This window comes from Brevundimonas sp. Leaf168, assembly GCF_001423685.1.
GTDB lineage: Bacteria > Pseudomonadota > Alphaproteobacteria > Caulobacterales > Caulobacteraceae > Brevundimonas > Brevundimonas vesicularis_C.
On sequence record NZ_LMOY01000011.1, the window covers coordinates 43,160 to 67,859 of the forward strand.

Below are 24,700 nucleotides of genomic sequence, written 5' to 3' on the forward strand. Positions count from 1 at the left end.
CGCTCAATCCTTCAGCGCATCCACGACCACGCCCTCGGTCAGTAGCTGCGGCAGGATTTCCGGCTCGGCCCGACCCGGGCGATACAGCAGATACAGCGGCACGCCCGATCGCCCGTGCGCCTGAAGCTCACGCGTGATGACGTCGTCGCGCCGGGTCCAGTCGCCGACCAGATAGGCGGCGTTCGCCTCGCGCATGGCCTTGGCGACACGGGGCGAAGACAGGGCCGCGCGTTCGTTGATCTTGCACGTCACGCACCAGTCGGCGGTCAGATTGACCAGCACGGGGCGTCCCGACGCGGTCGCTGCCTTCACCGCCGCCGCCGACCAGGGCTGGGCCGCCAGCGGGCCGCTGTCGCCTTGGGGCGTGGCGTCCGCATATCGCGCTGCGCCGGCCGCAACGCCTGCCAGGCCCAGCGCCAGAACGCCGACGACGATCGCGCAGATCGTGGTCAGGATCGGCCGTTCATCACGCTGGCGCGCCGCTTGCGCCAAGCCTGTCAACCAAGCCGCCAGGGCCAGCAGCAGCGCCGCCGTCAGCAACAGGCCCAGAGCATCGACGCCGCCCTGTCGCGTGAAGACCCACAGCAGCCACAGCGCCGCCCCATACATGGGAAAGGCCAGCAGACCCTTCAGCCGCTCCATCCAGACGCCCGGTCGCGGCAGGCGCGACAGCAGGCTGGGCGACAGGCTGATCGCCAGATAGGGCAGGGCCAGACCCAGCCCCAGCATCAGGAACACGGCCAGCGCCATCGGCCAGGGCAGAACCAGGGCCGCCCCAAGAGCTGCGGCCATGAAGGGCGCGGTGCAGGGCGCCGCAACGACCACGGCCAGCACCCCGGTGAAGAAGGCGCCCGCCGATCCGGGCAGGCGCGACAGGGGGCCGGACCCCGCGTTCTGCAATCCGGCGCCGACATGGAAGACACCCGACAGATTCAACCCGACCAGCAGCATGACCAGGGCCAGGGCCGCGACCACGCCCGGCGACTGGAGCTGGAAGCCCCAGCCGATCGCCTGACCCGCCGCCCTGAGCGCCAGCAGAACACCGGCCAGAACCAGGAAGCTGACCAGCACCCCGGCGGTGAAGGCCAGGCCGTCGCGCCGGGCCCGCGCCGGATCATGCGCCGCCGCCGACAGCGACGCCGCCTTCATCGCCAGAACCGGGAAGACGCACGGCATCAGGTTCAGCACCAACCCGCCCAGCAGCGCAAGGGCCAGCGCCTGAAGGAAGACCAAAGCGCCGGTCTTCGCCGGCGTGGCCGTGGTCTCGTCCAACGGCTTCAGCGCCGCGCCGCCTTGGGCGCCCGCCAGAGGCGCGCCCGGCTCCGCCGTGATCTCCCACGCGCCCTTGTCGGTCGCCAGGATCCCGCTCAGCGCCGTCAGCGTGGCATCCTTGCCGGCCGTCAGCGTCAGGGTCAGGCCGTTGGGCCCCCGCTGGCCCGACTGGGCCGCCGCATGGTCGATCCGCCCGCCGTCGAAAGGATAGAAATAGACTTGGCCGATGTCGGCGCCCGCCTCGTCACCAGATAGCGGCCCGCCGGTAGCGGTCAGGATCAGCTGGCCGCCCTGACGCGTGACGCGCGCCTCGATCCCGGCCGGGCGCGGCGCGGTTTCGACCAGCTGTTCGATCTCCTCACCCCACGGCTTGGCCAGGGGCGCTGCGCCCTCGCGCACCGGCAGGGCCAGCGACAGGGTCATCGGCTCGGGCACGCACATTTGATCGCTGCACACCAGGAACAGCACGTCCGTCGTCAGGGTCAGCACTTCGCCCGGCCGCGCCGTCGGCGGCACATGGATCGGCACGGGCAAGAGCACCGCGCCCGAATAGCCATAGTTCATCAGGCTCATCAGCCGCTGGCGGCTGGGGAGGGGCCACAGGATCGGATCAGCGGTCACCCCGGCGGGCAGGGTCCAGATCAGGCTGGTCGCGCCGCCGCTGTCGCCGGGATTGCGCCAATAGGTGTGCCAGCCGGGCGCGATCTTCTGGCGCACCGCCACCACGGTCGTCGAACCGGGCGCGACCCATTGCGACATCGGGACCAGTTCGGCCTCGATCCGCTCGGTCCGCTGCGGTCCGAAGGCGACGACGCCCGTGGGCTGGCTCTGCACCGGCTGGGCGACGGTCGCCGAAACGCCCGTCAAACTGAACAGCAGGCCGAGGAGAAGAGCGAAGAGGCGCAAACGCGTGTTCCGGCAGGCGAGGGGAGCGCCGCAACCTAATGCGTCACGCGTCCCCGCGCCATCGCTGCGCCCGCTCCCGCGTCGATCAGCGCGGATAGGCCTCGTAGATCACTTCCGCACGGCGCCGCAGCGGTTCGTCATTGCCGGCTGAGGTCGTGGCGCCCGCATCGCCCGCAGCGTTCAGCTCGAAGATCGGCGCGGGCATGCCCGCCTGGGTCAGCGCCTCGACCACCGTGCGGGCGCGCCGCTGTGACAGGTTCAGATTGGCTTCGGGCGTTCCCGTGGCGTCGGCTAGGCCCACCACGCGCACCTTGCGCACGTCGCAATCCTTGGCCTTGGTCGCCGCCGCCTTCAGCACCATCGCCGCCGGCTCGGTCAGCCGTGCCTGGTTCTCCAGGAAATAGATATCGAAACGCCCCGGCGCGCACAGCGATTCGCCCACCACCAGCGCCTCGCGCTTCGGCATCGGCGCGCAGGCCGCCAGCATTCCCACCGCCGCCACAGCCAGTCCCATCGATCGCTTCATCTCAGCCCTCCTCCGGCTCGGCCGGCCCATTACGCAAAAGAGGCGGCCCGTCGTCCGACAGGCCGCCTCTTCAACCTAACGCCGGTCGCGGACCTTCGCGACCGGCATTTGATCACTGATCAATAACGGCGCTGACCGTTGTCCCAGTAGCACTCGTCCTGACGATTATCGTAGCAGTAGTAGTAGCGGCCTTGATTGTCCCGGTAGCGCTGCTGGTTGTTGCGGTCCTGGTTGGAGCCGCGGATGGCGCCGGCCGTGCCGCCCAAGGCGCCGCCGATCAGGGCGCCGGTCGCAGCGTTGCCGCCGCCGACGTTGTTGCCGATGATGGCGCCGGCGACGGCGCCCAGGCCGGCGCCGATGGCGCCTTGGCGGACGGTTTCGTTCGAACCGTTGTTATAGCCATACGGGTCGCTGGCGCAGGCCGAAGCCAGCAGGCCGGCGCCGGCAATCGCGATAATCGCCTTTTTCATGATGAATTCCTTTGTCCCTGGGTGTTGGCCCCTGTGGGCAGCAAACGTGTCCTCGCGGCATAGGTTCCGCGTCGGCAGACTGCATCCGCAACTATGGTGACGCTTGGGCGGAACGACGGCGCCTGCGGGGCGTTCGGCCGCCATGACCGATGTCGCCCAACCCCCCTCCGATGCAGACGACAAAACTGCGTTGACGCCCCATGCCCAGATCCGGCACGCCGTGATGCTGGTCAATCCGCTGTCCGGAAGCGTGGGGCCACGCGCCGCCGGCGAGGCCGAAGCCCTGTTGGGGCAGTATGACCTCAAGGCCGAGGTCGTGTCGTTTGAAGGGGGCAACTTCGACCAGATCATCGCCGACGCCTTCGCCGCCAAGCCGGACGTGATCTTCGTTCTGGCCGGCGACGGCACGGCGCGCTCGGTGGCGTCGAAGGCCAAGCCTGACGGTCCGATGATCGCGCCCCTGCCCGGCGGTACGATGAACATGTTGCCCAAGGCGCTTTATGGCACCGCGGACTGGAAGCTGGCGCTGAAGCGGGCGCTGGAGGAGGGCGAGCCTCAGGCCGTTTCGGGCGGCGAGGTTCAGGGCGAATACTTCTATTGCGCCGCCATTCTGGGATCGCCGGCGCTGTGGGCCCCGGCGCGCGAGGCGATGCGGACCGGCAAGATCAAGCTGGCCTGGCAATATGGCCGGCGCGCCCTGAAACGCGCCTTCTCCGGCCGTCTGCGCTTCACCCTGGATGGCGGCGAGAAACGCCGGACCGAGGCTCTGGTTCTGATCAGCCCGATGATCTCCAAGGCGATGGAGGATCCCATCGGACTGGAGGCCGCCGCCATGGACCCCAGCGACACGACCCAGGCCTTCCGCCTGGCTGCGACAGCCTTGTTCAGCGATTGGCGCCAGGATCCGGCCGTCTCGACCCGCCCGGCGAAACGGATCGAGGTGCGCGCCCGCTCGAAAATTCCGGCCGTGATCGACGGCGAGCCGCTGCTGCTCAAGCCCGAGGCCGTAATCCGTTTCGTGCCCAAGGCCTTCAAGGCGCTAGCGCCCAAACCGCCCTCAGCCGAGGACAGCATCTAGTGGGACGCGTTCTTCAGTTCTCCGACGTCCATTTCGGCTGCGAGCACAAACGCGCCTGCGCCGCCGCTCTGGAATACGCCCACGCCACGCCGAACGATCTGGTGCTGATCACCGGCGACATCACCCAGAAGGGGTTCCCCGACGAGTTCACGGCCGCGGGCGAATGGATGCGGGCCATGCCAGAGCCACGCTTCGTCATCGTCGGCAATCATGACGTGCCCTATTGGGACGCCATTGCGCGGGTCTTCCATCCTTGGCGCGCGTTCGAGACGGCGACCGGCTTTCCGGCCCACGACGGGCAGTTCTGCAGCGATGCGGTTATGGTGCGCGGCGTCGTCACCGCGCGCGGCTGGCAGGCGCGGCCCAACTGGTCGAAGGGCGTCATCGATCTGGACCAGACGCGACGTGCAGCCGAGGCCCTGCGTCAGGCGCCGATCGGCGCGCTGCGGATCCTGGCCTGCCACCATCCGCTGATCGAGATGGTCGGCACGCCGATGACCGGCGACGTCAAGCGCGGCGACGAGGCGGCCCTGATCTTCGCCGAGGCGGGCGTCGATCTGATCATGACCGGCCACGTCCATGTGCCGTTCGCTATGCCGATCCCGCTGGCGGATCGATGCTCCTACGCCGTCGGCTGCGGGACGCTGTCGCACCGCGAGCGCGGCGCGCCGCCCGGCTTCAACCAGATCGATTGGGACGCCAAGACCATAACGGTGACGGCCCTGGCCTGGGATGGAACGAGCTATCGCTCGCACCAGGTGTGGCGCCTGCCGCGCCGTCAGGACACCCGCAAGGCGACCACCGCGCCCAGCCCGGTCGAGCCGGGCGCCTTGGAGAAGGCGGCGGTCTGAAGACCTCAGATCCGTCCCCTCCCCGCGAAGCGGGGAGGTGGCTCGAAGCGCAGCTGAGAGACGGAGGGGTTCTTTGCTGGCTACAGGCGCCGGTGGGACTTCAAGAGCCCCTCCACCACGCTACGCGTGGTCCCCCTCCCCACGCTGTGGGGAGGAGACTTTCTCGCCTACCGGAACGGCGGTTCGTCGAAGGCGCGCAGCTTGCGTGAGTGCAGCTTTGAGCCTTCGCTGCGCATCAGATCGACCGCCTGGATGCCGATCTGCAGGTGTTCGGAGATCGAGCCTTCGTAGAAGCGGTTGGCCTGACCCGGCAGTTTGATCTCGCCGTGCAGCGGCTTGTCCGACACGCAAAGCAGCGTCCCGTAGGGTACGCGGAAGCGATAGCCCTGGGCCGCGATGGTGGCGCTTTCCATGTCGATGGCGACGGCTCTGGACTGGTTGAAGCGCAGGGCCGACTTGGAATAGCGCAGCTCCCAGTTCCGGTCGTCGGTGGTGACAACGGTGCCGGTGCGCAGGCGAAGTTTGACCTCGTCGCCCGGCATGCCGCTGACCGACTTGGTGGCGTCATAGAGCGCGCGCTGAACCTCGGCGATCGAGGGGATCGGAATGTCGGGCGGCAGCACCGCGTCCAGCACGTGATCGTCGCGCAGATAGGCGTGAGCCAGGACGTAGTCGCCGATGGTCTGACTGGCGCGCAGGCCGCCGCAGTGACCGATCATCAGCCAGACGTGCGGTCGGGTGACGGCCAAGTGGTCGGTGATCGTCTTGGCGTTAGACGGGCCGACGCCGATGTTGACCAGGGTCACGCCCTTATGGCCCGGCGCGGTCAGGTGATAGGCCGGCATCTGGTGCTTTTTCCAGGCCGTGTCGCTGATCGCCGCCTCGGGGTTGGGCGTGTCGCGCGTGATCACCACGCCGCCGGCGCAGGACAGGGTCTGATACGGCGAGCCGGGCGTTCGAAGCTGCTCGATGGCCCAGCGCACGAACTCATCGACGTAGCGATTGTAGTTGGTGAACAGGACATAGGACTGAACGTCGTCCACCGGCGTGCCGGTGTAGTGTTTCAGCCGCGCCAGCGAGAAGTCGGTCCGCAGGCCGTCGAAGTGCGACAGCGGGAAGTCGCCGCCCATTTCGAACAGGCCGTCGGCGATCTCGTCGCCGATATGGGCCAGGTCCGTAGTAGGGAACCAGCGCGCCAGGGCGGCCGTCATCGACCGGTCCAGCGCGACCTCCAGCCCATCGGTCACATAGGGGAAGGGGATCTCCTGGCGCGAGACGCCGACCTCGAAGGTCGCATTATATTCCTGCTCCAGCAGGCCGAGCTGTTCGGTCAGATAGGGGCGGAAAAGGTCGGGTCGCGTGACCGTGGTCGAATAGCTGCCCTGTCTCGACAGTCGGGCGTAGGCGCGCGGCTCCAGGTCCTGGGGGCGATCCCCGTCCCAGCGGATGCGAAGTTCGGGATAGGCGAACACCCCCTCGGCGCGTTTGACCGGATCGGGCCGCGCGCCGGTGTTGACGAAATCCCGCACGGCGTCGCGCAGGTTGGTCACGGATTGGGTGTAGAGGGTTTCGAGGCGGTCCAGCGCCGCCTGTGCTGTCATCTGTTCTGTCATGACTTCCTCTAGCGAAGCTTCGCGGCTTTGGCGAGGCGCCGCCCGTTCAAACCCGATTTCGCTGCATTGCAGCAATTTATGACGGGCGTGCGGTTGCGGATCGGGGCGTGACGGCGCATCTGGCCCGGATGTCTTCTTCCCTTGCGTCAGCGCCCGCCAAGAAGGAGCTCGGCTTCGTCGAGTTCGTCTGCCTTATCGCCCTGATGATGGCGCTGAATGCGCTGGCGATCGATTCGATGCTGCCGGCCCTGCCGCACATCGGCGCCGACCTGAACGTGGCGACCGACAACGACCGGCAATGGGTTGTGACGGCTTATCTGCTGGGCTTCGGCGGGGCGCAGCTGTTCTACGGTCCGTTGGCGGACCGGTTCGGGCGAAAGCCTGTCCTGCTGTTCGGCGTCGGCGTCTATGTGATGTTCAGCCTGCTGGCGACCCTGGCGCCGACCTTCGAGACGCTGATCATGGCCCGCGTCGGTCAGGGTCTGGGCAGCGCCTGCACCCGCGTGCTGGCCGTCTCCATCGTGCGCGATCGGTACGAGGGGCGCACCATGGCGCGGGTCATGTCGTTCAGCTTCCTAGTCTTCCTGGGCGTGCCGATCCTGGCGCCGTCGCTGGGACAACTGATCATGCTGGTGGGACCGTGGCGCTGGATCTTCGCGGGGCTGGGTCTGATCGGGGTCGGCCTGATCGTCTGGGCGTCTTTGCGTCTGCCCGAGACGCTGAAGCCCGAGGACCGTCTGCCCATTCAGGTCAAGCGTCTGACGGCGGCCTACAAGATCGCCCTGACCGACCGCACCGCCGTCGGCTACACCCTGGCCATGACGGCGATCACCGGGGCCCTGTTCGGCTTCATCAACTCGTCGCAGCAGATTTTCGCCGACGTCTTCCACGCCGAGGCGGCGTTTCCGGCGGTATTCGCGCTGATCGCGGGCGGCATCGCTGTGGCCTCGATCGTCAATGCGCGGCTGGTGGTGAAGCTGGGTTCGCGCAAGATTTCGCACACCGCCCTGATCGGCTTCACCAGCATCGCCGCCATCCATGCGGGGGTGGCGATCAGCGGTCATGAATCGATCTGGACCTTTGCGGTGCTGCAGACCCTGACCATGTTCTGTTTCGGCCTGATCGCGGGCAATTTCGGATCGATGGCCATGGAGACGATGGGCAAGATCGCGGGCACCGCCGCCTCGATCCAGGGGTTCATCTCCACGATCGTCGGCTCGCTGCTGGGCTTTGCGGTGGGCCAGCAGTTCAACGGCACGACCATTCCGATGTCGGTCGGCTTCACCGTCTTTGGTTTGATCGCCCTGGGTTGGGTGCTGTTCGCCGAGCGGGGACGGCTGTTCCGGGCCCATCACGCGCCGGTCGCCGCCAAGGCTTGATCTTTTTCGCGTTTCCGCGCGTTCTCCGGGCCAATCGTCAAGATCAGCCCAGGAAAACCTCGATGACGCGCAAAGCGCTCGGTCTCGTCTCCGCCCTCGCCCTGGCCACCGCCATGGGTCTGAGCGCCTGCTCCACCACGACGGGAGGGTCGGCCATGACCCCGCCCGCCATCGCCCCGGCGCCCGGTCCCGAAGCGGTGGACGTCCACACCCACGCCCGTCCCGAGATCGCCCGCGTCGTCGATGTCGCCTTGGATCTGACCGCCGACTTCAACGCCAAGACCCTGGCGGGCACGGCGACCCTGGACATCCTGGCGATCCCGGGCGCCAACGAGATCGTGCTGGATATCCGCGACCTGGACATTCAGGACGTGCGCGACGCGGCGGGTCAGCCGCTGCGCTATGTCGTCGGCGACAATGACGCCGTTCTGGGCCAGCCGCTGACGGTCTATTTCCCGGCCTTCGCCGCCAATGAGCGACGCAAGATCACCATCCGCTACTCGACCCGCCCCAACGCGGCGGCGCTGCAATGGCTGAACGCCAGCCAGACGGCCGGTGGACAGAAGCCCTATCTGTTCAGCCAGGGCCAGGCGATTCTGACCCGCACCTGGGTGCCGACCCAGGACAGCCCGGGCATCCGCCAGACCTATTCGGCCCGCATCACCGCGCCCGAAGACCTGACGGTGGTCATGAGCGCCGACCACCTGACGCCCAACGGCGAGCGAGCCGCAAACGGGATGAAGACCTGGCGCTTCCGGATGGACAATCCGATCCCGCCCTATCTGATCGCGCTGGGCGTCGGCGACATCGCCTTTGCACCGTTCGACGGCCGCACCGGGGTCTGGACCGAGCCCAGCCGCCTGCGGGCCGCCCAGTGGGAGCTGGAGCCGACCGCCCAGATGGTGACGGCGGCCGAGAAGCTGTACGGCCCCTATCGCTGGGGCCGCTACGACCTCTTGGTCCTGCCGCCGTCCTTCCCGTTCGGCGGGATGGAGAACCCGAAGCTGACCTTCGCCACCCCGACCATCATCGCCGGCGATCGCTCGCTGGTGTCGCTGGTCGCGCACGAACTGGCGCACTCTTGGTCGGGCAATCTGGTGACCAACGCGACCTGGAACGACTTCTGGCTGAATGAGGGCTTCACCGTCTATTTCGAGAACCGGATCATGGAGTCGGTCTATGGCCATGACCGCGCCATGCAGGAGCAGGTGCTGGGCTGGGATAGTCTTCAAGACACGCTGAAGTCCTTGCCGGCGGCGGACACCCGCCTGCACCTGGACCTGAAGGGCCGCGATCCCGACGACGGCATGAACGACATCGCCTACGAGAAGGGCGCCCTATTCCTGCGGACCATCGAACGCACCGTCGGACGGGATCGGTTCGACGCCTGGCTGCGCGGCTATTTCGACCGCAACGCCTATCGTCCGATGACCACGGCCATGTTCCTAAAGGACATCCGCGACAACCTGATCAAGGGCGACGCGGCGCTGGAAAGCCAGCTGCAGATGGACGCCTGGGTCTATCAGCCTGGCCTGCCGTCCAACGCCGTGGCGCCGGTGTCCCACGCCTTCGAGCCGGTGGATGCGGCCGCCGTCGCCTTCTTCAAGGACAAGGGACCGGCCTCGGCCATTCCGTGGGCGGACTGGAACACCCAGCAGCGCCAGCGTTTCCTGGGCTGGCGTCCCGAGGGTCTGCGGACGGGCGCCGACTGGCTGACGAATGCACAACTGGCCGATCTGGAGCGCACGCTGAACCTGGCGAATGAAGGCAACGCCGAACTGACCTTCGCCTGGCTGCAGATCGCCCTGGCCCATCGGTATCAGCCGTCGGTCGCCACGGCCGAGAAGTTCCTGACCAGCCAGGGCCGTCGCAAGTTCGTCCTGCCGCTGTTCCAGACCCTGTGGAACGAGGGCGACTGGGGTCGCGGCAATGCGCGTCGCATCTACGCCGAGGCCCGGCCGCTCTATCACCCGGTCACCAGCGGTTCGGTCGATCAGCTGGTCGGACGGCAGTAAGGCTAGAGGTCCACGACCGCCACGCCGGTTTCCGCCGACAGCCGTTCCGCCAGGACGGCCCGGTGGCAGCCGGCGTGATCGGCCTCGAAGCACAGCAGGGCGACGGGTTTGTCGGCCGCCAGCGCCTTCAGTCGCTCGTACTCGATCTGCGCCTGGGGCTCGGCCAGGTGATCGGCGAAGATGGCGCGCATCTCGTCGACACGGCCCTTGCGCGCCGCGTCACGTCCGGCCTTGGGCGTACCCAGCCCGCGCAGGTGGACATAGTCGATCCCTTCAGCCTTCAGGCTCTCGCCCAGGATCGTTTTGGAAAAGCCGGCGCGACGGGATGCGGCGACCGCGCGGACATCGACCAGGGTCTGCACGCCGGCCGTCTTCAGCCGCGCGATGACGTCGGCCTGGGTCGCGCCCTCGTAGCCAATGGTAAAAAGCTTCATCCGCTTCAGATGGGCGGCCGCACGTCGAACGCCAGCGTGACCGTGAAGGCCCGCGTTGCGGTGCGGCGCCCTATCGTCTATCCCGCCGAAACGGATTTCGACTGGAGCTTTCCCCATGGCTGACCTCGCCCCCGGCGTCGTGACCCTCTTTGGAGGTTCGGGCTTTATCGGGTCGCAGGCGGTGCGCGCCCTGGCGCGTCGCGGCTGGCGCATTCGGGTCGCCGTGCGCAACCCGGTCCTGGCGATCGAAATCCAGCCGCTGGGCGATCCTGGCCAGATCCAGTTCATGCGCTGCGACATCACCAACTCGTCGGATGTGGCGCAGGCCGTGCGTGGCGCGGACGCTGTCGTCAATCTGGTCGGCGTCCTGCATGACGCAGGCGGCAAGCGCGGCTTCGACGCCGTTCATACCGAGGCGGCCAAGACCATCGCCGAGGCCGCCAAGGCGGCGGGCGTGCAGCGCCTGGTCCAGATCTCGGCCATCGGCGCCGACGCCGCCAGCCCTTCGGCCTATGGTCGCACCAAGGCCCAGGCCGAGGCGGCCGTGCGCGCCGTCTATCCGGACGCGGTAATCCTGCGTCCGTCGCTGGTGTTCGGCGCGGGCGACAGCTTCCTCAATCGCTTCGCCGCCATGGCGATGATGGCGCCGGCCCTGCCGCTGATCGGCGGCGGCGAGACCCGGTTCCAGCCGGTCTATGTCGGCGATGTCGCCGAGGCCATCGCGCGCGGCGTGACCCGCGCGAACGCCGCCGGCCGCACCTATGAACTGGGCGGGCCGAGCCTCTACACCTTCCGGGAAGTGCTGGAGCTGGTGCGTCGCGAGACGGGCCGCCACCGGATGCTGGTCCCCGTGCCCTTCGTCGTCGCCAAGCCCCTGGGCTCGCTGCTGCAACTGAGCCGGTTCGTCGGCCTGACCCCGCCGCTGACGCGCGATCAGGTGCTGATGCTGGAGAAGGACAATGTGGTCGCCGCCGATGCGCTTGGCCTCAGCGATCTGGGCATCGACCATCCGGCCGGCATGGCGGCGATCGCCCCGTCCTATCTGTGGCGCTACCGCGTCGGCGGCCAGTTCGCCGAAGCGCCCGCCCACTAAAACCCTCCCCCTATGACGCCGCCGCCGGTCGCCTTCGCGGCCGGCGGCGTCTTCTGTTCGGGAACAAAGAGTGCACAGCTTAAGGATGCCGGCCACGCGCCCCCAGTTTTCCTCGACCGATATGCCTGACCTGAACGATGCGCGGGCGTTGTTGGCGCGCGTGTGGGGGCACGCCGATTTCCGGGGGCTGCAGGGGCAGGTGGTCGAGCAGATCCTGTCGGGCGGTGATGTGCTGGCGGTCCTGCCGACCGGCGGCGGCAAGAGCGTCTGCTATCAGATCCCGGCCATCCTGCGCCCCGGGCTGGGGCTGGTGGTGTCGCCGCTGATCGCCCTGATGACCGATCAGGTCGAGGCGTTGAAGCAGCAGGGCGTCGCGGCGGCGCGGCTGGATTCCGGCGTGTCGCTGGACGAGCGTTCGGCCATCTGGGCGGCCGCGCGTTCGGGGGAACTGGACCTGCTCTACGTCTCGCCCGAAGGCCTGGCGGCGGGCGCCATGATGGATCGGCTGGCGGAACTGCCGCTCAGCCTGATCGCCATCGACGAGGCGCACTGCGTTTCGCAATGGGGCCACGACTTCCGCCCCGATTATCGAAACCTGGGTCTGCTGGCCGAGCGGTTTCCCGATGTGCCGCGCATCGCGGTGACGGCGACCGCCGACGCCCGCACGCGCGACGACATTCTGCGCTCGCTGCGGCTGGAAGAGGCGACGGTCTTCGTCGACAGTTTCGCGCGTCCGAACCTGCAACTATCGGCCGAGCGCAAGGAGAGCGCGTCTCGGGCCAAGACCGATGCGCGGGTCATCGAACTGGTGCGCGAACGGCGGGGCAAGTCGGGCGTCGTCTATTGCGGCAGCCGCGACGGTTGCGACCGCGTCGCCCAGGCGCTGCGCGACGCCGGGACCAACGCCATCGCCTATCACGCCGGCATGGATACGAAAGAGCGCGACCGCCGGCTGGAACGCTTCCTGGCCGAGGAGGGCGCCGTGATGGTCGCCACGATCGCCTTCGGCATGGGCGTCGACAAGGCCGACGTGCGCTTCGTCATTCACGCCGATCCGCCGGGCAGCCTGGAGGCCTATTGGCAGGAGATCGGCCGGGGCGGGCGCGACGGCGAGCCGGCCGAGGGCATCACCCTGTATGGGCCGTCCGACATCGCCTGGTCCTTACGTCGGCTGGACAGCCGTCCGATGGCCGAGGAGGTCAAATCGGTTCAGGTCAGGAAGACCCGCCAGCTGTTCGCCATGCTGGACGGCGCCGTCTGTCGCGCCCAGGCCGTGCGGCGATACTTCGGCGAGCATGACGCCCAGCCTTGCGGCGTCTGCGACATCTGCGGCGACCCGCCCCAGCTCTATGATGCGACCGTCCCGGCCCAGAAGGCGTTGGCGGCGGTGCAGCGCTTGGGCGGCCGGTTCGGGCGCAATCGCGTCGTCGATCACCTGACCGCCCGCACCAAGGACGTGCAGCCGTGGGAGCAGCAACTGTCCACCTGGGGCATCGGGCGCGAGATTTCGCTGAACAGCTGGCGCGAGATCGTCGATCACCTGCTGTTCGAAGGTCTGCTGGCCGAGGATCCCAACGACGGCAAGCCGCTGGTCGGGCTGGGCGATTCCGAGGCGGTGCGGGCCGTCTATCGCGGCGAGCGCCAGATCGAGGTGCGTCGCGCGCCGCTGAGGGCGGATACCGCCCCGCGTCGTCGTGACCGATCGGGCGAAGGGCGCAATGCGGCGCTGGAGACGATGGACGCCGATGTGCGCGCCCGGTTCGAGGCCTTGCGCGCCTGGCGCCGCGACCGCGCCTCGGAACAGCACGTCCCGCCCTATGTCATCTTCCAGGACCGGACGCTGCTGGAGATCGCCCACGCCGAGCCGGGCGACCTGAACAGTCTGGGCGCCATTTCCGGCGTCGGTCAGTCCAAGCTGGATCGCTACGGCAAGGGCGTGCTGGAGGCGCTGGCCGCCCTCTAGAAGCCGTCAGACTTCCGGCTTGGGCGGGGCGGTGATGACTTCGACGTTGTCGTTCAGCAGATAGGACAGTTCCGACAGGGCTGTGGCGCGTTCGGCCGGGTTGGCGGCGGCCTGAACGGCTTGAACCTTCTTGGGCATGTCCTCGGAAATGCCGCGCAGGATGCATTTCAGATCGCCGTCGGTGCCGCGTTCCTTCAGGATCAGGTGGCCCTGCATGTCCAGAGCTGCCAACTGTTCCGCCTGGGCCTTGAAGCCGGTGAAGGCCTGGCTGGTGAAGAAGGCGGCGTCGTCGGCGGCCTTGGCGGCGGCCCAGCCGTCGACCACGGCCTTCAGGCTGGCCGAGCGCGAGATGATGTCGGCGAACAGCGGCTCGCCCGCCACCGAGATCGGCGCACCGGGCGCGGCGGCCGGCTGTTCGGCCGCCAGGGCCACCGAGGGATTGGACATCGCCAGGGCGATCGTGAGAGCAAGGCCGCAGGACATGGAGGTGACTTCCTGTTTCAGCGTCCGCTGGGACGTTGAACCTGAATACGCCCCAGCCGTAAACGAGTGTTTACCCTGTCATTCCCGATGGAGACGACGATGACCCGCGACGCCGCCTGGACCGCCTTCGACCAAGCCGCCGCCGAGGCCGCCTCCGCGCGGATCGTGGACCAGTTCGCCGCCGATCCTGATCGGCTGGCGCGGATGTCGGTCGAGGCGGCGGGCCTTTATCTCGACCTGTCGAAACAGAGCTGGACCAAGGCCGCCTTCGACGCCTGTCTGGACCTGGCGCGCGCCAGCGACGTCGAGGAGCGGCGCGCGGCCCTGTTCGCCGGCGAGGCCGTCAATCTGACGGAAGGGCGGGCGGTCCTGCATCCGGCCCTGCGCGCCGCGCCGGGCGCCGACTTCAAGGCCTTGGGCGAGCCCGTCTCGGCCGAGGTGGACGCCGTGCGAGTGGACATGAAGGCCTATGCCGATGCAGTACGGTCGGGCGCCGAGGCGGGCGCGACGGGCAAGACGTTCGAGGCCATCGTCCACGTCGGCATCGGCGGGTCGGACCTGGGGCCGCGCGTGGTCTGGGATGCGCTGCGCCCGCTGGACCCGGCCATCGACCTGCGCTTCGTCGCCAATATCGATCCGCGCGACATGGCCGAGGCGCTGACCGGCCTGAATCCCGAAACCACCCTGGTGGTGGTCGTGTCCAAGACCTTCACGACGCAGGAAACCTTGGCCAACGCCGAGGCGGCGAAAGCTTGGCTGGCGGCGTCGCTGCCGGCCGAGGGGATGACGAAACACTTCATCGGGGTGACGGCGGCGCCGGAGAAGGCGGCGGCCTTTGGCTGCGGCCGGACGTTCGCCTTCCGGGACTGGGTCGGCGGGCGCTATTCGCTGTGGTCGGCGGTCAGCCTGTCGTGCGGCATCGCCCTGGGCTGGGACGTGTTCGAAAGGATGCTGGCGGGCGCCGCCGCGATGGACGACCATTTCGTGTCGGCGCCGCTGGAGCGGAATGCCCCGGTTCTGCTGGCCCTGGCCCAGGTGTTCAACGTCGATGGCCTGAACCGGCCGGCGCGTACGGTGGCGCCCTACGCCCACGCCCTGCGTCGCCTGCCCTCCTTCCTGCAGCAGCTGGAGATGGAGTCGAACGGCAAGCGGGTGCATCGCGACGGCACGCCGGTGACGCGTCAGACCTGCCCCGTCGTCTTCGGCGAGCCGGGCACCAACGGCCAGCACGCCTTCTTCCAGCAAATCCACCAAGGGCCGCAGACCGTTCCGGCAGAGTTCGTGATCGTCGCCAGGACGCATGAGGACGCGCCGGAGTCGCCGCTTTGGTCGAATGCGCTCGCTCAGGGCCAGGCCCTGATGCTGGGCAAGACGACCGAGGCCGCCAAGGGCGAAGGGCTGGCGCAAGGGTTGTCGGAGGAGGAGGCGACGCGCCTGGCGTCCCACCGCACCTTCACCGGCAACCGTCCGTCGACGGCCATCGTCATGGAGCGGCTGACGCCCGAGACCCTGGGCGCGCTGCTGGCCCTCTATGAGCACAAGACCTTCGTCGAGGGCGTGATCTGGGACATCAACAGCTTCGACCAGTGGGGCGTCGAACTGGGCAAGGTCCTGGCCAAGGCGATCCTGAAGGACGTGGACGCGGGCGGCCCCTTGGCGGACCTGGATCCGTCCACGGCGGCCCTGATGCGCCGCCTGATGGGCTGACGCGAAAAAGGGCCCGTCCTTGCCGGACGGACCCTTCCAGTCATCTAAACTGTCAAACGCTTACCAGCGGCGGTCGTAGCGGTAGTCGCGATTGTTGCGATAGTCGCGGCGGTCATAGCGCGAGTCGTAACGGCGGCCGTCGTAGCGGTAGTCGTAGCCCGAGCGGCTGCGGTCGATGCCGTGCTCGCGCTCCCAATGGCCTTGGTTACGGTAGCATTGGCCGCCGCGATAATATTCGCAGCCCGAGCCGCGGTTGGAGGCCACCGCGCCCAGCGCCGCACCGGCAAGCGCACCGCCCGCGATGTAGCTGCCGTCGCCGTTGCCATAGATGGCGCCGGCCAGACCGCCCACGGCGGCGCCGATCAGGGCGTTACGGCCGGTGTTGTCGCGATCGCGCGATTGGGCGGAAGCCGGAGCGGCCATCAGGCTCAGGGCCACGACGGGAGCGGCGGCGACCGCAGTGATCTTCAGCAGCTTGGACATTTTGGTCTCCTTCTTGGCTTGCCGATCTGCGTTTCCGGGACGGGAAGGCATCCAGCGTTGAGGCCTTTCTATCGCTGCCAGTTTGAACGACCCCGGAGGTCGGCATTCATTTTCGGTTCATTTGTCACAGAGAATTCGTGCGGCGATCCATCGCCGCCGCTTGACGATGACCCTGCCTCTGCCTAACTCCCGCTCGCGTTAGCACTCTCTCTGGTCGGCTGCCAAAACGGCGATCGCGAGAGCGCCGCACACCGTTTCAAAAACGCCCCGATCCGGGGGTTTTACAGGGAGAAGTCCGATGGCGTTCCGTCCGCTCGGCGACCGCGTGCTGGTCAAGCGCGTTGAAGAAGAATCCAAGACCAAGGGTGGCATCATCATCCCCGACACCGCCAAGGAAAAGCCGCAGGAAGGCGAAGTCGTCTCCGTCGGCCCTGGCGCCCGCGACGACACCGGCAAGGTCAATGCTCTGGAGCTGAAGGCCGGCGACCGCATCCTGTTCGGCAAATGGTCGGGCACGGAAGTGAAGATCGACGGCGAAGACCTGATCATCATGAAGGAATCCGACGTCCTGGGCGTGCTGTCCTAAGCACCCGACGTCCGACGTTCTTCAATCAATCCACATAGATAGGAGCTGCCCGCATGGCCGCTAAAATCGTACACTTCAACACCGACGCGCGCGACAAGATGCTGCGCGGCGTCAACGTGCTTGCCAACGCCGTCAAGGTGACGCTGGGTCCCAAGGGCCGCAACGTCGTGATCCAGAAGTCCTTCGGCGCTCCGCGCTCGACCAAGGACGGCGTGTCGGTCGCCAAAGAGATCGAGCTGGAAGACGCCTTCGAGAACATGGGCGCCCAGATGATCCGCGAAGTCGCTTCGAAAACGAACGACAAGGCGGGCGACGGCACCACCACCGCAACCGTTCTGGCTCAAGCCATCGTGCAAGAGGGCCTGAAGGCCGTCGCCGCCGGCATGAACCCGATGGATCTGAAGCGCGGCATCGACAAGGCCGTCGGCCTGGTGCTGGAAGAGATCAAGTCGAACTCCAAGCCGGTCTCCAACAACTCGGAAATCGCCCAGGTCGGCACCATCTCGGCCAACGGCGACTCGGAAATCGGTGAGCTGATCGCTCAGGCGATGGCCAAGGTCGGCAACGAAGGCGTCATCACCGTCGAGGAAGCCAAGACCGCCGACACCACCGTCGACGTCGTCGAAGGCATGCAGTTCGACCGCGGCTACCTGTCGCCCTACTTCATCACCAACGCCGACAAGATGGAGGCCCAACTCGAAGAGCCGCTCATCCTGCTGTTCGAGAAGAAGCTGACCTCGCTGCAAGCCATGCTGCCGATCCTGGAAGCCGTGGTGCAGTCGGGCCGTCCGCTGCTGATCATCGCCGAGGACATCGAAGGCGAAGCCCTGGCGACCCTGGTCGTCAACAAGCTGCGTGGCGGCCTGCGCGTCGCCGCCGTCAAGGCTCCGGGCTTCGGCGACCGCCGCAAGGCCATGCTGGAAGACATCGCCATCCTGACGGGCGGCCAGGTCATCTCCGAAGACCTGGGCATCAAGCTTGAGAGCGTCACCATCGACATGCTCGGCAAGGCCAAGAAGGTCACCATCACCAAGGACGACACCACCATCGTCGAAGGCGTCGGCGGCAAGGACGAGATCGAAGCCCGCGTGGCCCAGATCAAGCGCCAGATCGAAGACACCACCTCCGACTACGACAAGGAAAAACTGCAGGAACGTCTGGCCAAGCTGGCCGGCGGCGTCGCGGTTCTCCGCGTCGGCGGTTCGACCGAAGTCGAAGTGAAGGAAAAGAAGGACCGCGTCGACGACGCCCTGAACGCCACGCGCGCCGCGGCTGACGAAGGCATCGTTCCGGGCGGCGGCATTGCTCTGCTGAAGGCCTCCAAGATCCTGGCCGACGTCAAGGGCGACAACGCCGACCAGAACGCCGGCATCGCGATCATCCGTCGCGCCCTGCAGGCTCCGATCCGTCAGATCGCCGAAAACTCCGGCGTCGAAGGCTCGATCGTGGTCGGCAAGGTGCTGGAAAACGGCGACGCTTCGTTCGGCTTCAACGCCCAGACCGAAGAGTACGGCGACCTGGTGCAGATGGGCGTCATCGACCCGGCCAAGGTCGTCCGCACGGCCCTGCAAGACGCCGCTTCGGTGGCCGGCATCCTGATCACGACGGAAGCCGCCGTCGCCGACGCGCCCAAGAAGTCGGGCGGCGCCTCGGCCCCCGACATGGGCGGCATGGGCGGCATGGGCGGCATGGACTTCTAAGTCCAAGCTGACCGACGCTGAAATGCAGAAGGGCGGGGCCGCAAGGTCCCGCCCTTTTTGTTTGCCTATCCTCTCTGCCAAGCAGGGAGGGTGTGGGCCGTCTCAGAACTCCGAAATCGCGCCTGGCTTGCGGGACCGCGTCTTCAGCCACATGACGCCCAAGAGGTCCGAGACCGACGCCCGCAGTCGGCCCCAGTTGGTGTATTTCGAGCGGCCGACCTCGCGGTGGCGGTGGTCCACGTCGAGATACTGGTTCTTGAACCCCTCGCGGATCATCAGCGCCGGCAGGTAGCGGTGGATGTGATCGAAGTAGGGCAGGCGCAGGAAGACGTCGCGGCGGAAGGCCTTCAGTCCACAGCCGGTGTCGTCGGCGTCGTCGCCCAACAGTTTGCGGCGGATGCGGTTGGCCCAGATGGAGGCCTGGCGCTTGGCCTCGGTGTCCTGACGTTTGGCGCGACGGCCGCCGACCAGGCCCACGTCGCCGGGGGCGGACAGAAGCGCATCGACTAGGCGGGGCGCATCGGCCGGCGGGTTCTGGCCGTCGCCGTCCATCGTCACCACGACCGGCGCGCGCGCAGCCAGGACGCCGGTTCGAACCGCCCGGCTCTGGCCCGCGTTAGCGCCGTGGGCCAGCACGCGGAGCGCTGGCAGTTCGGCCATGGCCGCCTTCAACTCGGCCAGGGTCGCGTCCCTGGACGCATCGTCCACGAAGATCATCTCGTACGAACGGCCGGCGAAGGCGGCGGCGATCTCGCGCGCCAGGGGCACGGCGGCGCCCGCCTCGTCATGGACGGGAACGACGACGGAGATTTCGGGCGTTTCGACGGTCATCGGCGCTCCATAGAGGATAACGTGAGCTTAGGGGAGACGGCTGACGCAGGCGTGGTCGCCGTGTAAGGAGTCTGGAATGAAGACTTTCGATCTGGATGGCCGCATCGCCGGCTGGCGCGGGCCGGTTCTCGCGGCCCTGCTGACGCTGATCGCCGGCCTGCCGGGCCTGCTGCTGCTGCCGCCGCTGGATCGCGACGAGAGCCGGTTCGCCCAGGCGACGTCCCAGATGCTGGAAAGCGGCGACTATGTCGACATCCGCTATCAGGACGAGCCGCGTTGGAAGAAGCCGGTCGGCATCTACTGGATGCAGGCGCTCGCCGTGGGTCTGACCTCGGATGTCGAGGACCGCGAAATCGCGCCCTATCGCATCCCCTCCCTGCTGGGCGCCATGCTGGCGGCCTGGGCCGTGGCCTGGGCCGGCTCGGCCATGCTGGGCGGGCGGGTCGGCTTCTTTGGCGGGGCCATCATGGGGGCGACCTTCCTGCTGTCGACCGAGGCGGGGATCGCCAAGACCGACGCCATGCTGTGCGGCGCGACGACCCTGGCCATGGCGGCGTTGGCGCGCATCTATATGGCGACGAAGGCGGGCGAACGACCGATCCGGCCGCACAAGCTGCTGTTCTGGATCGGGATCGGTCTGTCGATCCTGATCAAGGGACCGATCGGGTTCTTGGTCGTGGCCCTGGCGATCATCGCCCTGTCGATCTGGGATCGGAACGTCAAATGGCTGTATCGCCTCGGCTGGGGTTGGGGCTTGCCGCTGGTCGCCCTGATGGTCGGACCGTGGGCGATCGCCATCACCATCGCCACCGACGGCGGCTTCTGGCGCGAGGCCATCGGCGGGGACCTGGCGCCCAAGATCGCCGGCGCGCACGAAAGCCATTCGGGCTTCCCCGGCATGTATCTGCTGCTGGCGCCCCTGCTGTTCTTCCCTTCGACCCTGCTGTTGCCCGCCGCCGTCTCGACGGGGTGGAGCCGACGCGCCGAGCCGGCGATCCGGTTCCTGGTCTGCTGGCTGGTCCCAGGCTGGCTGATGTTCGAACTGGCCCCGACCAAGCTGTGGCACTACACCCTGCCGACGTTTGGGGCGCTGGCCCTGCTGGCGGCCGCCGCCCTGGCCCAGCCCATCGGCAAGGTCTCGCGGATCACCGGCGCGGTGCTGGGCGCGTTCGCGGCTCTGCTGATCATCGCCATCACCGTCTATGGACTGACCGTCTATGGCACCTCGACGGCCCAGACCTGGGCGGCGCTGACGGTGGTCATGGCGCTGGCGGCGGGGGCGATGGGGGGCTTCCTTCTGCTGAACCGCGCGCCGGTCGCAGCGCTGGTCGCCTCGCTGGCCTTCGGGATCGTGGCGCACGCGGCTCTGTCGGGCACGATCCGCCAACTGCGGCCCCTGGCCATCGCGCCCCAGCTTGAAAAGGCGCTGGAGGCGGCCGATCTGCACCCGCGTCAGGGCCGCACGCCGGGGCCGGTGGCGATCACCGGCTTCCATGAACCCAGCTTCGTATTCCTGACCGGGCGCGACACCGACCTGACCGACGCCCAAGGCGCGGCTGAGGCCCTGGCCGAGGGGCGGCCTGCCATCGTCGAAGGACGCGACGCCGACGCCTTCCGTGCGGCGGCGGCGCGTCTGGGCGTGTCCGGTCGCGCGGTCGGGACGGTCAACGGCTACAACTATTCGGCGGGCGATCCGGTCAGCCTGACCGTCTATGCGCCGCCGCCCCGAAACGGAAACGGGAACGGGAACGCCGCAGCGGGAGCCGAGTGATGGGCCGCTTCATCCAGATCGTCGAAGTCGGGCCGCGTGACGGGCTGCAGAACGAAAAGGCGGTGCTTGAGCCCGCGGTCCGCGCCGATCTGGTGCGACGACTGGAGCAGGCGGGGGCGAAGCGGATCGAGGCCGTCTCCTTCGTCCATCCCAAATATGTGCCGCAGATGGCCGGCGCCGAAGAGGTCATGGCCGCCCTGCCGCATGAAGCGGGGCGCAGCCGCATCGGCCTCGTGTTGAACGGCAAGGGCTATGACCGGGCGCTGGCGACCGGGGTGGACGAGGTCAATGTCTCGGTCGCCGCCACCGACGGCTTCGGCCTAAAGAACCAGGGCTTGGCGGTGAAGGATCAACTGGCCATGCTGGGCGAGATCGTCGCCCGCCGCCACAACGCCGAGGCCAGCGAGGGCGCGCCGTCGCTGTCGGCCATGATCTCCTGCGTCTGGGGCTGTCCTTTCGATGGCGAGGTTTCGGTCGATCAGGTCGCGGACATGGTCGGGGCGATAGCCGAGATGGGCGTCGGCGAAATCGGTCTGGCCGACACCATCGGCGCGGGCGATCCCTGGGCGGTAACGAAAAAGGTCGAGGCGGCCAGGGCGGCCGCACCGGACGCGAGCCTGCGTCTACATTTCCACGACACCCGCAACACAGGCCTGGCCAACGCCTATGCGGGCGTCGAGGCCGGGATCGACGTGCTGGACGCCTCGGTCGGGGGGATCGGCGGCTGCCCGTTCGCGCCGGGCGCCACGGGAAACATCGCCACCGAAGACCTGGCCTATATGCTGGCGCGCGGCGGGTTCGAAACCGGCTATGACCTGGACGCCCTGATCGCGACGGCGCGCTGGATCGGCGAGGCCATCGGGCGGCCGGCGCCGTCGGCGCTCAGCCGGGCAGGTGGATTTCCCAAGGCTTGAACCCTTGTGGCGGCGTTTCGCAAACGGCGCTAAATCAGGGTGAACAGGCGTAGCCGTTGGACCGGCTGCGAAGAGGACCGTCCATGCTGCTCGCCATTCCGCTGCTGCTGATCCCGGTGGTGCTCTACAATATCGTGGTGCTGTTCGGCGCGCCGAGCGGGGCAGGGATGGTGCAGGCGGACGTTCTGCTGCGCGATCCGCTGTTTTCCGTCACGATGACCTCGGGCGCGCAATGGACGATCGGGTCCGGCGACCTGATCCTGTTTCTTGGCCTGATCCTGCTGTTCTTCGAGCTGGTGAAGTCCACCTCCAGCCAGCGGATCGCCATCATCAATCACGCCCTGTCGATGATCCTGTTCATAGGCGTGCTGGTGGAGTTTCTGCTGCTGCCGGGCTTTGCGACCTCGACCTTCTTCTTGATCGTGATCATGATCCTGCTGGACGTGCTGGCCGGGTTCATCGTGACCATCATCGCGTCGCGCAAGGATTTCGATTTGGGCGGGGCATGAGCCGAACGGCCTCAAGTCGCGCAAAGCGCGGTAGGCCCTAAAAAACATGCGCTCAAGCAGCGCGAAGCGCGGTAGCGCTTACGAAAATGCCGTGAAGATCAGGGCGACGACGGCGACGTCGAAGGCTTTGGCGGCGAGGGTGAAGACGGCGGGCATGGGCGGGTCCGGCTGAGAGCGTTCTGTCTCGCCCCCAGCAAACCCCGTGCCGCCCGAGCGGCGTCAGCTCAGATGTCGGTCTTGGCGGTCTTGCCCGTTTTCGGACGACGCTCGGCCGCGCCCGAATATTCGGCTCCGAGGTAGGCGGAGCGGGCTGCATCCAGCACCGGCGGCCCGCCGCGCAGGCCGCGTTTCTGCCCGCTCTGGCCCATCTGCTGGGCGACGAAGGCGGCGGCGCCGGGCTCGGGCGTCGGCAGGACGGCAGCTCTTGCCGGGGTTGGTTGCGGCTCGACGATCTCAGGCGCATCCACGGGGACCAGGGCGCGCGAGGCGGATCGGGCGCGCCGCTCGCGCTCGCGGCGTTCGCCTTCGCGGCGATCCACCCTGTCCGGTCCGCCGACGGCCTGGATCCGGTCGGTCATTTGCTCTTGCCGCCCGCCAGTTTCTCGATCTGACGGCGCATCTCGTCCATCTGGCGACGCATCTCGTCCAGGGCGTCCGGCGCCTCGGGCGGCGGCGCTGGTTCAGCCTTTTCGTCCGAGGCGGCAGGCGTCGGCTCGGCGCGGGGATAGGTAAAGGCCGGGAACATCTGCATGGCGCGCTCGAACATCGCCATATTGGCGCGCGCGGCGTCCTCCATCAGGGTCGCGCCTGCGCCGGTTCCGAAGGCGCGGCCCATCTGACTGGCGAACTGTTCCTGCTGGCGGCCGAAGTTGGCCAACGACATCTCCAGGTAGGAGGGCAGCACGCCCTGCATCTGGCCGCCGTAGAAGCCGATCAGCTGGCGCAGGAACTGAACCGGCAGCAAGGCCTCGCCCCGGCTCTCTTCCTCGAAAATGATCTGGGTCAGGATCTGGCGGGTCAGGTCGTCGTTGGTCTTGGCGTCATAGACGACGAACTCCGTCCCCTCGCGCACCATGGTGGCCAGGTCTTCCAGCGTCACATAGGCGCTGGTCCGCGTGTTGTAGAGCCTGCGGTTCGCATACTTCTTGATGACGACCTGAGCACTGTCGCCGGTCTTTCCACCCTTGGTCTTTTCGTCAGCCACGCTTGTTCTCGCGATGTTGCAACGCGTCACTATCCTCCGTTGCGACGCGATGCGCCAGAGGGGGAGAAAACCGCGGGGAACGGACGGTTGATCAGTGGCTCATGGCCGGGGCTAGCACGACGCCGACTAAGACGGCTGTCCAGTGGACTGTCGCGCCGGTGACGACGAAGCCGTGCCAGATGGCGCGGCGGAACCTCACGCGCGGGCTGATGAAGACGAAGACCCCGGCGGTGTAGATCAGGCCGCCGATGACCAGCAGGGCCAGGGCGATCGGGTGCACCGTCTCGACCATCGGCTTCAGGGCCGCGACCGCCAGCCAGCCGAAGACGACATAGACGCCGCTCCAGAACTTGTCCGAGATGCGTGGCGCGAACAGCTTCACCCCGGCGCCGAGGAAAGCCAGGGTCCAGATCAGGGTGGTGAATCCGATGGCCCACAGACCCTCGAACCGCTGAGTGGTGAAGGGGGTGTAGCTGCCGGCGATCATCAGGAAGATCGCCGCCTCGTCCAGTCGCCGCAGCACCGGCCGCGCGGCGCAGGGGTTGGTCCAGTTGTAGATGGTCGAGGCCGTCAGCATGCCGACGAGGCACAGGGCGTAGATGGCGGTGGCCATCACGCCGCCGATCCCCGCATAGACCCCGGCCAGACCTGCGAGAATGATGCCGCCGACCGCCGCCAGCATCAGGCCGACGACATGGACCCACAGATCGGCCAACTTTTCCGCGCGTGTCGGATAGTGCTCGATCATGTCCAGCTCGTCCGGCGTGCATACGTGGGTGACAAGACGTTTCAGCGTGCGCAGCATGGACCTTCCAATCCGTCGATCGCCTCTATCGTTCCCCGACAATGCGCCGACAGGGTGACGATTGGCTGAATCGCGCCCTGTCCATGTCGTCGCAGGTGACGAAAGCG

At 67.6% G+C, this 24,700-nt stretch carries 23 protein-coding genes; 12 read left to right on the forward strand and 11 right to left on the reverse strand.

Annotated elements, in window-relative coordinates; all coding sequences use genetic code 11:
* Positions 1 to 3 precede the first annotated feature (3 nt).
* The 3 genes from ASF81_RS11800 to ASF81_RS11810 form a co-directional block, all read right to left on the reverse strand.
* On the reverse strand, positions 4 to 2,178 hold the full coding sequence (locus tag ASF81_RS11800) for a protein-disulfide reductase DsbD (protein ID WP_235559359.1): 2,175 nt from the start codon (positions 2,176 to 2,178) through the stop codon (positions 4 to 6).
* Positions 2,179 to 2,263: 85 nt separating this feature from the next.
* Positions 2,264 to 2,704, reverse strand: coding sequence for an OmpA family protein (locus ASF81_RS11805; RefSeq protein WP_200932959.1), 441 nt, complete (start codon positions 2,702 to 2,704; stop codon positions 2,264 to 2,266).
* 119 nt (positions 2,705 to 2,823) lie between these two features.
* Entirely contained in the window at positions 2,824 to 3,174 is a 351-nt protein-coding gene (locus ASF81_RS11810; protein ID WP_055754593.1) for a glycine zipper domain-containing protein, read from the reverse strand.
* 142 nt (positions 3,175 to 3,316) lie between these two features.
* Between ASF81_RS11810 and ASF81_RS11815 the strand changes: the two genes are divergently transcribed.
* Both ASF81_RS11815 and ASF81_RS11820 read left to right on the forward strand, forming a co-directional pair.
* The gene (locus tag ASF81_RS11815; protein ID WP_055808810.1) at positions 3,317 to 4,252 is read left to right on the forward strand and encodes a diacylglycerol kinase family protein; all 936 of its coding nucleotides are present in this window, start codon (positions 3,317 to 3,319) and stop codon (positions 4,250 to 4,252) included.
* On the forward strand, positions 4,252 to 5,103 hold the full coding sequence (locus ASF81_RS11820; protein ID WP_055808812.1) for a metallophosphoesterase: 852 nt from the start codon (positions 4,252 to 4,254) through the stop codon (positions 5,101 to 5,103). Before ASF81_RS11815 ends, ASF81_RS11820 begins: the two co-directional genes overlap by 1 nt.
* Positions 5,104 to 5,270: 167 nt before the next feature.
* On the opposite strand, the gene ASF81_RS11825 is transcribed toward ASF81_RS11820, so the two are convergent.
* The gene (locus ASF81_RS11825; RefSeq protein ID WP_017505461.1) at positions 5,271 to 6,716 is read right to left on the reverse strand and encodes an AMP nucleosidase; all 1,446 of its coding nucleotides are present in this window, start codon (positions 6,714 to 6,716) and stop codon (positions 5,271 to 5,273) included.
* Positions 6,717 to 6,844: 128 nt separating this feature from the next.
* Here ASF81_RS11825 and ASF81_RS11830 point away from each other — a divergent pair, with 128 nt between their 5' ends.
* On the forward strand, positions 6,845 to 8,095 hold the full coding sequence (locus tag ASF81_RS11830) for a multidrug effflux MFS transporter (RefSeq protein WP_055808814.1): 1,251 nt from the start codon (positions 6,845 to 6,847) through the stop codon (positions 8,093 to 8,095).
* 62 nt (positions 8,096 to 8,157) lie between these two features.
* Positions 8,158 to 10,110 (forward strand): M1 family metallopeptidase, encoded by a 1,953-nt coding sequence (locus tag ASF81_RS11835; protein ID WP_055809002.1) that lies wholly within the window; start codon positions 8,158 to 8,160, stop codon positions 10,108 to 10,110.
* Positions 10,111 to 10,112: 2 nt separating this feature from the next.
* Here the strand turns inward: ASF81_RS11835 and ASF81_RS11840 are convergent, their stop codons facing one another.
* A complete protein-coding gene (locus tag ASF81_RS11840) occupies positions 10,113 to 10,544 on the reverse strand; it encodes a DUF488 family protein (protein ID WP_055808816.1) in 432 nt (143 codons plus the stop codon).
* Positions 10,545 to 10,659: 115 nt separating this feature from the next.
* On the opposite strand from ASF81_RS11840, the gene ASF81_RS11845 reads away from it, so the two are divergent.
* Both ASF81_RS11845 and recQ read left to right on the forward strand, forming a co-directional pair.
* Complete coding sequence (locus tag ASF81_RS11845; protein WP_055808818.1) at positions 10,660 to 11,637, forward strand: complex I NDUFA9 subunit family protein; 978 nt, start codon at positions 10,660 to 10,662, stop codon at positions 11,635 to 11,637.
* Between the two features lie 121 nt (positions 11,638 to 11,758).
* A complete protein-coding gene (recQ, locus tag ASF81_RS11850; protein WP_055809004.1) occupies positions 11,759 to 13,600 on the forward strand; it encodes a DNA helicase RecQ in 1,842 nt (613 codons plus the stop codon).
* 6 nt (positions 13,601 to 13,606) lie between these two features.
* Here recQ and ASF81_RS11855 read toward each other — a convergent pair whose 3' ends face one another.
* Positions 13,607 to 14,083, reverse strand: coding sequence for a hypothetical protein (locus ASF81_RS11855; RefSeq protein WP_055808821.1), 477 nt, complete (start codon positions 14,081 to 14,083; stop codon positions 13,607 to 13,609).
* 99 nt (positions 14,084 to 14,182) lie between these two features.
* Between ASF81_RS11855 and pgi the strand changes: the two genes are divergently transcribed.
* Entirely contained in the window at positions 14,183 to 15,790 is a 1,608-nt protein-coding gene (gene pgi, locus ASF81_RS11860) for a glucose-6-phosphate isomerase (RefSeq protein ID WP_055809006.1), read from the forward strand.
* 60 nt (positions 15,791 to 15,850) lie between these two features.
* Here pgi and ASF81_RS11865 read toward each other — a convergent pair whose 3' ends face one another.
* Complete coding sequence (locus ASF81_RS11865; protein WP_055809009.1) at positions 15,851 to 16,273, reverse strand: hypothetical protein; 423 nt, start codon at positions 16,271 to 16,273, stop codon at positions 15,851 to 15,853.
* A 298-nt stretch (positions 16,274 to 16,571) separates the two neighbouring features.
* On the opposite strand from ASF81_RS11865, the gene groES reads away from it, so the two are divergent.
* Entirely contained in the window at positions 16,572 to 16,859 is a 288-nt protein-coding gene (gene groES, locus ASF81_RS11870) for a co-chaperone GroES (protein ID WP_055808823.1), read from the forward strand.
* A gap of 53 nt (positions 16,860 to 16,912) precedes the next feature.
* On the forward strand, positions 16,913 to 18,559 hold the full coding sequence (gene groL, locus ASF81_RS11875; protein WP_055754584.1) for a chaperonin GroEL: 1,647 nt from the start codon (positions 16,913 to 16,915) through the stop codon (positions 18,557 to 18,559).
* A 102-nt stretch (positions 18,560 to 18,661) separates the two neighbouring features.
* Here the strand turns inward: groL and ASF81_RS11880 are convergent, their stop codons facing one another.
* A complete protein-coding gene (locus ASF81_RS11880) occupies positions 18,662 to 19,390 on the reverse strand; it encodes a glycosyltransferase family 2 protein (protein WP_055808825.1) in 729 nt (242 codons plus the stop codon).
* 76 nt (positions 19,391 to 19,466) lie between these two features.
* On the opposite strand from ASF81_RS11880, the gene ASF81_RS11885 reads away from it, so the two are divergent.
* From ASF81_RS11885 to ASF81_RS11895, 3 genes are all read left to right on the forward strand, one after another.
* Positions 19,467 to 21,161 carry a glycosyltransferase family 39 protein gene (locus tag ASF81_RS11885; RefSeq protein WP_055808828.1) on the forward strand — a complete coding sequence of 565 codons (1,695 nt, stop codon included), beginning with the start codon at positions 19,467 to 19,469 and terminating at the stop codon, positions 21,159 to 21,161.
* A complete protein-coding gene (locus tag ASF81_RS11890) occupies positions 21,161 to 22,075 on the forward strand; it encodes a hydroxymethylglutaryl-CoA lyase (RefSeq protein WP_055808830.1) in 915 nt (304 codons plus the stop codon). The genes ASF81_RS11885 and ASF81_RS11890 overlap by 1 nt, the downstream gene beginning before the upstream one ends.
* 83 nt (positions 22,076 to 22,158) lie before the next feature.
* A complete protein-coding gene (locus tag ASF81_RS11895) occupies positions 22,159 to 22,584 on the forward strand; it encodes a hypothetical protein (RefSeq protein WP_055808832.1) in 426 nt (141 codons plus the stop codon).
* Positions 22,585 to 22,808: 224 nt separating this feature from the next.
* Here ASF81_RS11895 and ASF81_RS11900 read toward each other — a convergent pair whose 3' ends face one another.
* From ASF81_RS11900 to ASF81_RS11910, 3 genes are all read right to left on the reverse strand, one after another.
* A complete protein-coding gene (locus ASF81_RS11900; protein WP_055808834.1) occupies positions 22,809 to 23,162 on the reverse strand; it encodes a hypothetical protein in 354 nt (117 codons plus the stop codon).
* Entirely contained in the window at positions 23,159 to 23,788 is a 630-nt protein-coding gene (phaR, locus tag ASF81_RS11905; protein ID WP_055808835.1) for a polyhydroxyalkanoate synthesis repressor PhaR, read from the reverse strand. The genes ASF81_RS11900 and phaR overlap by 4 nt, the downstream gene beginning before the upstream one ends.
* A gap of 91 nt (positions 23,789 to 23,879) precedes the next feature.
* The gene (locus ASF81_RS11910) at positions 23,880 to 24,593 is read right to left on the reverse strand and encodes a hemolysin III family protein (RefSeq protein WP_055808836.1); all 714 of its coding nucleotides are present in this window, start codon (positions 24,591 to 24,593) and stop codon (positions 23,880 to 23,882) included.
* Positions 24,594 to 24,700: the final 107 nt, after the last annotated feature.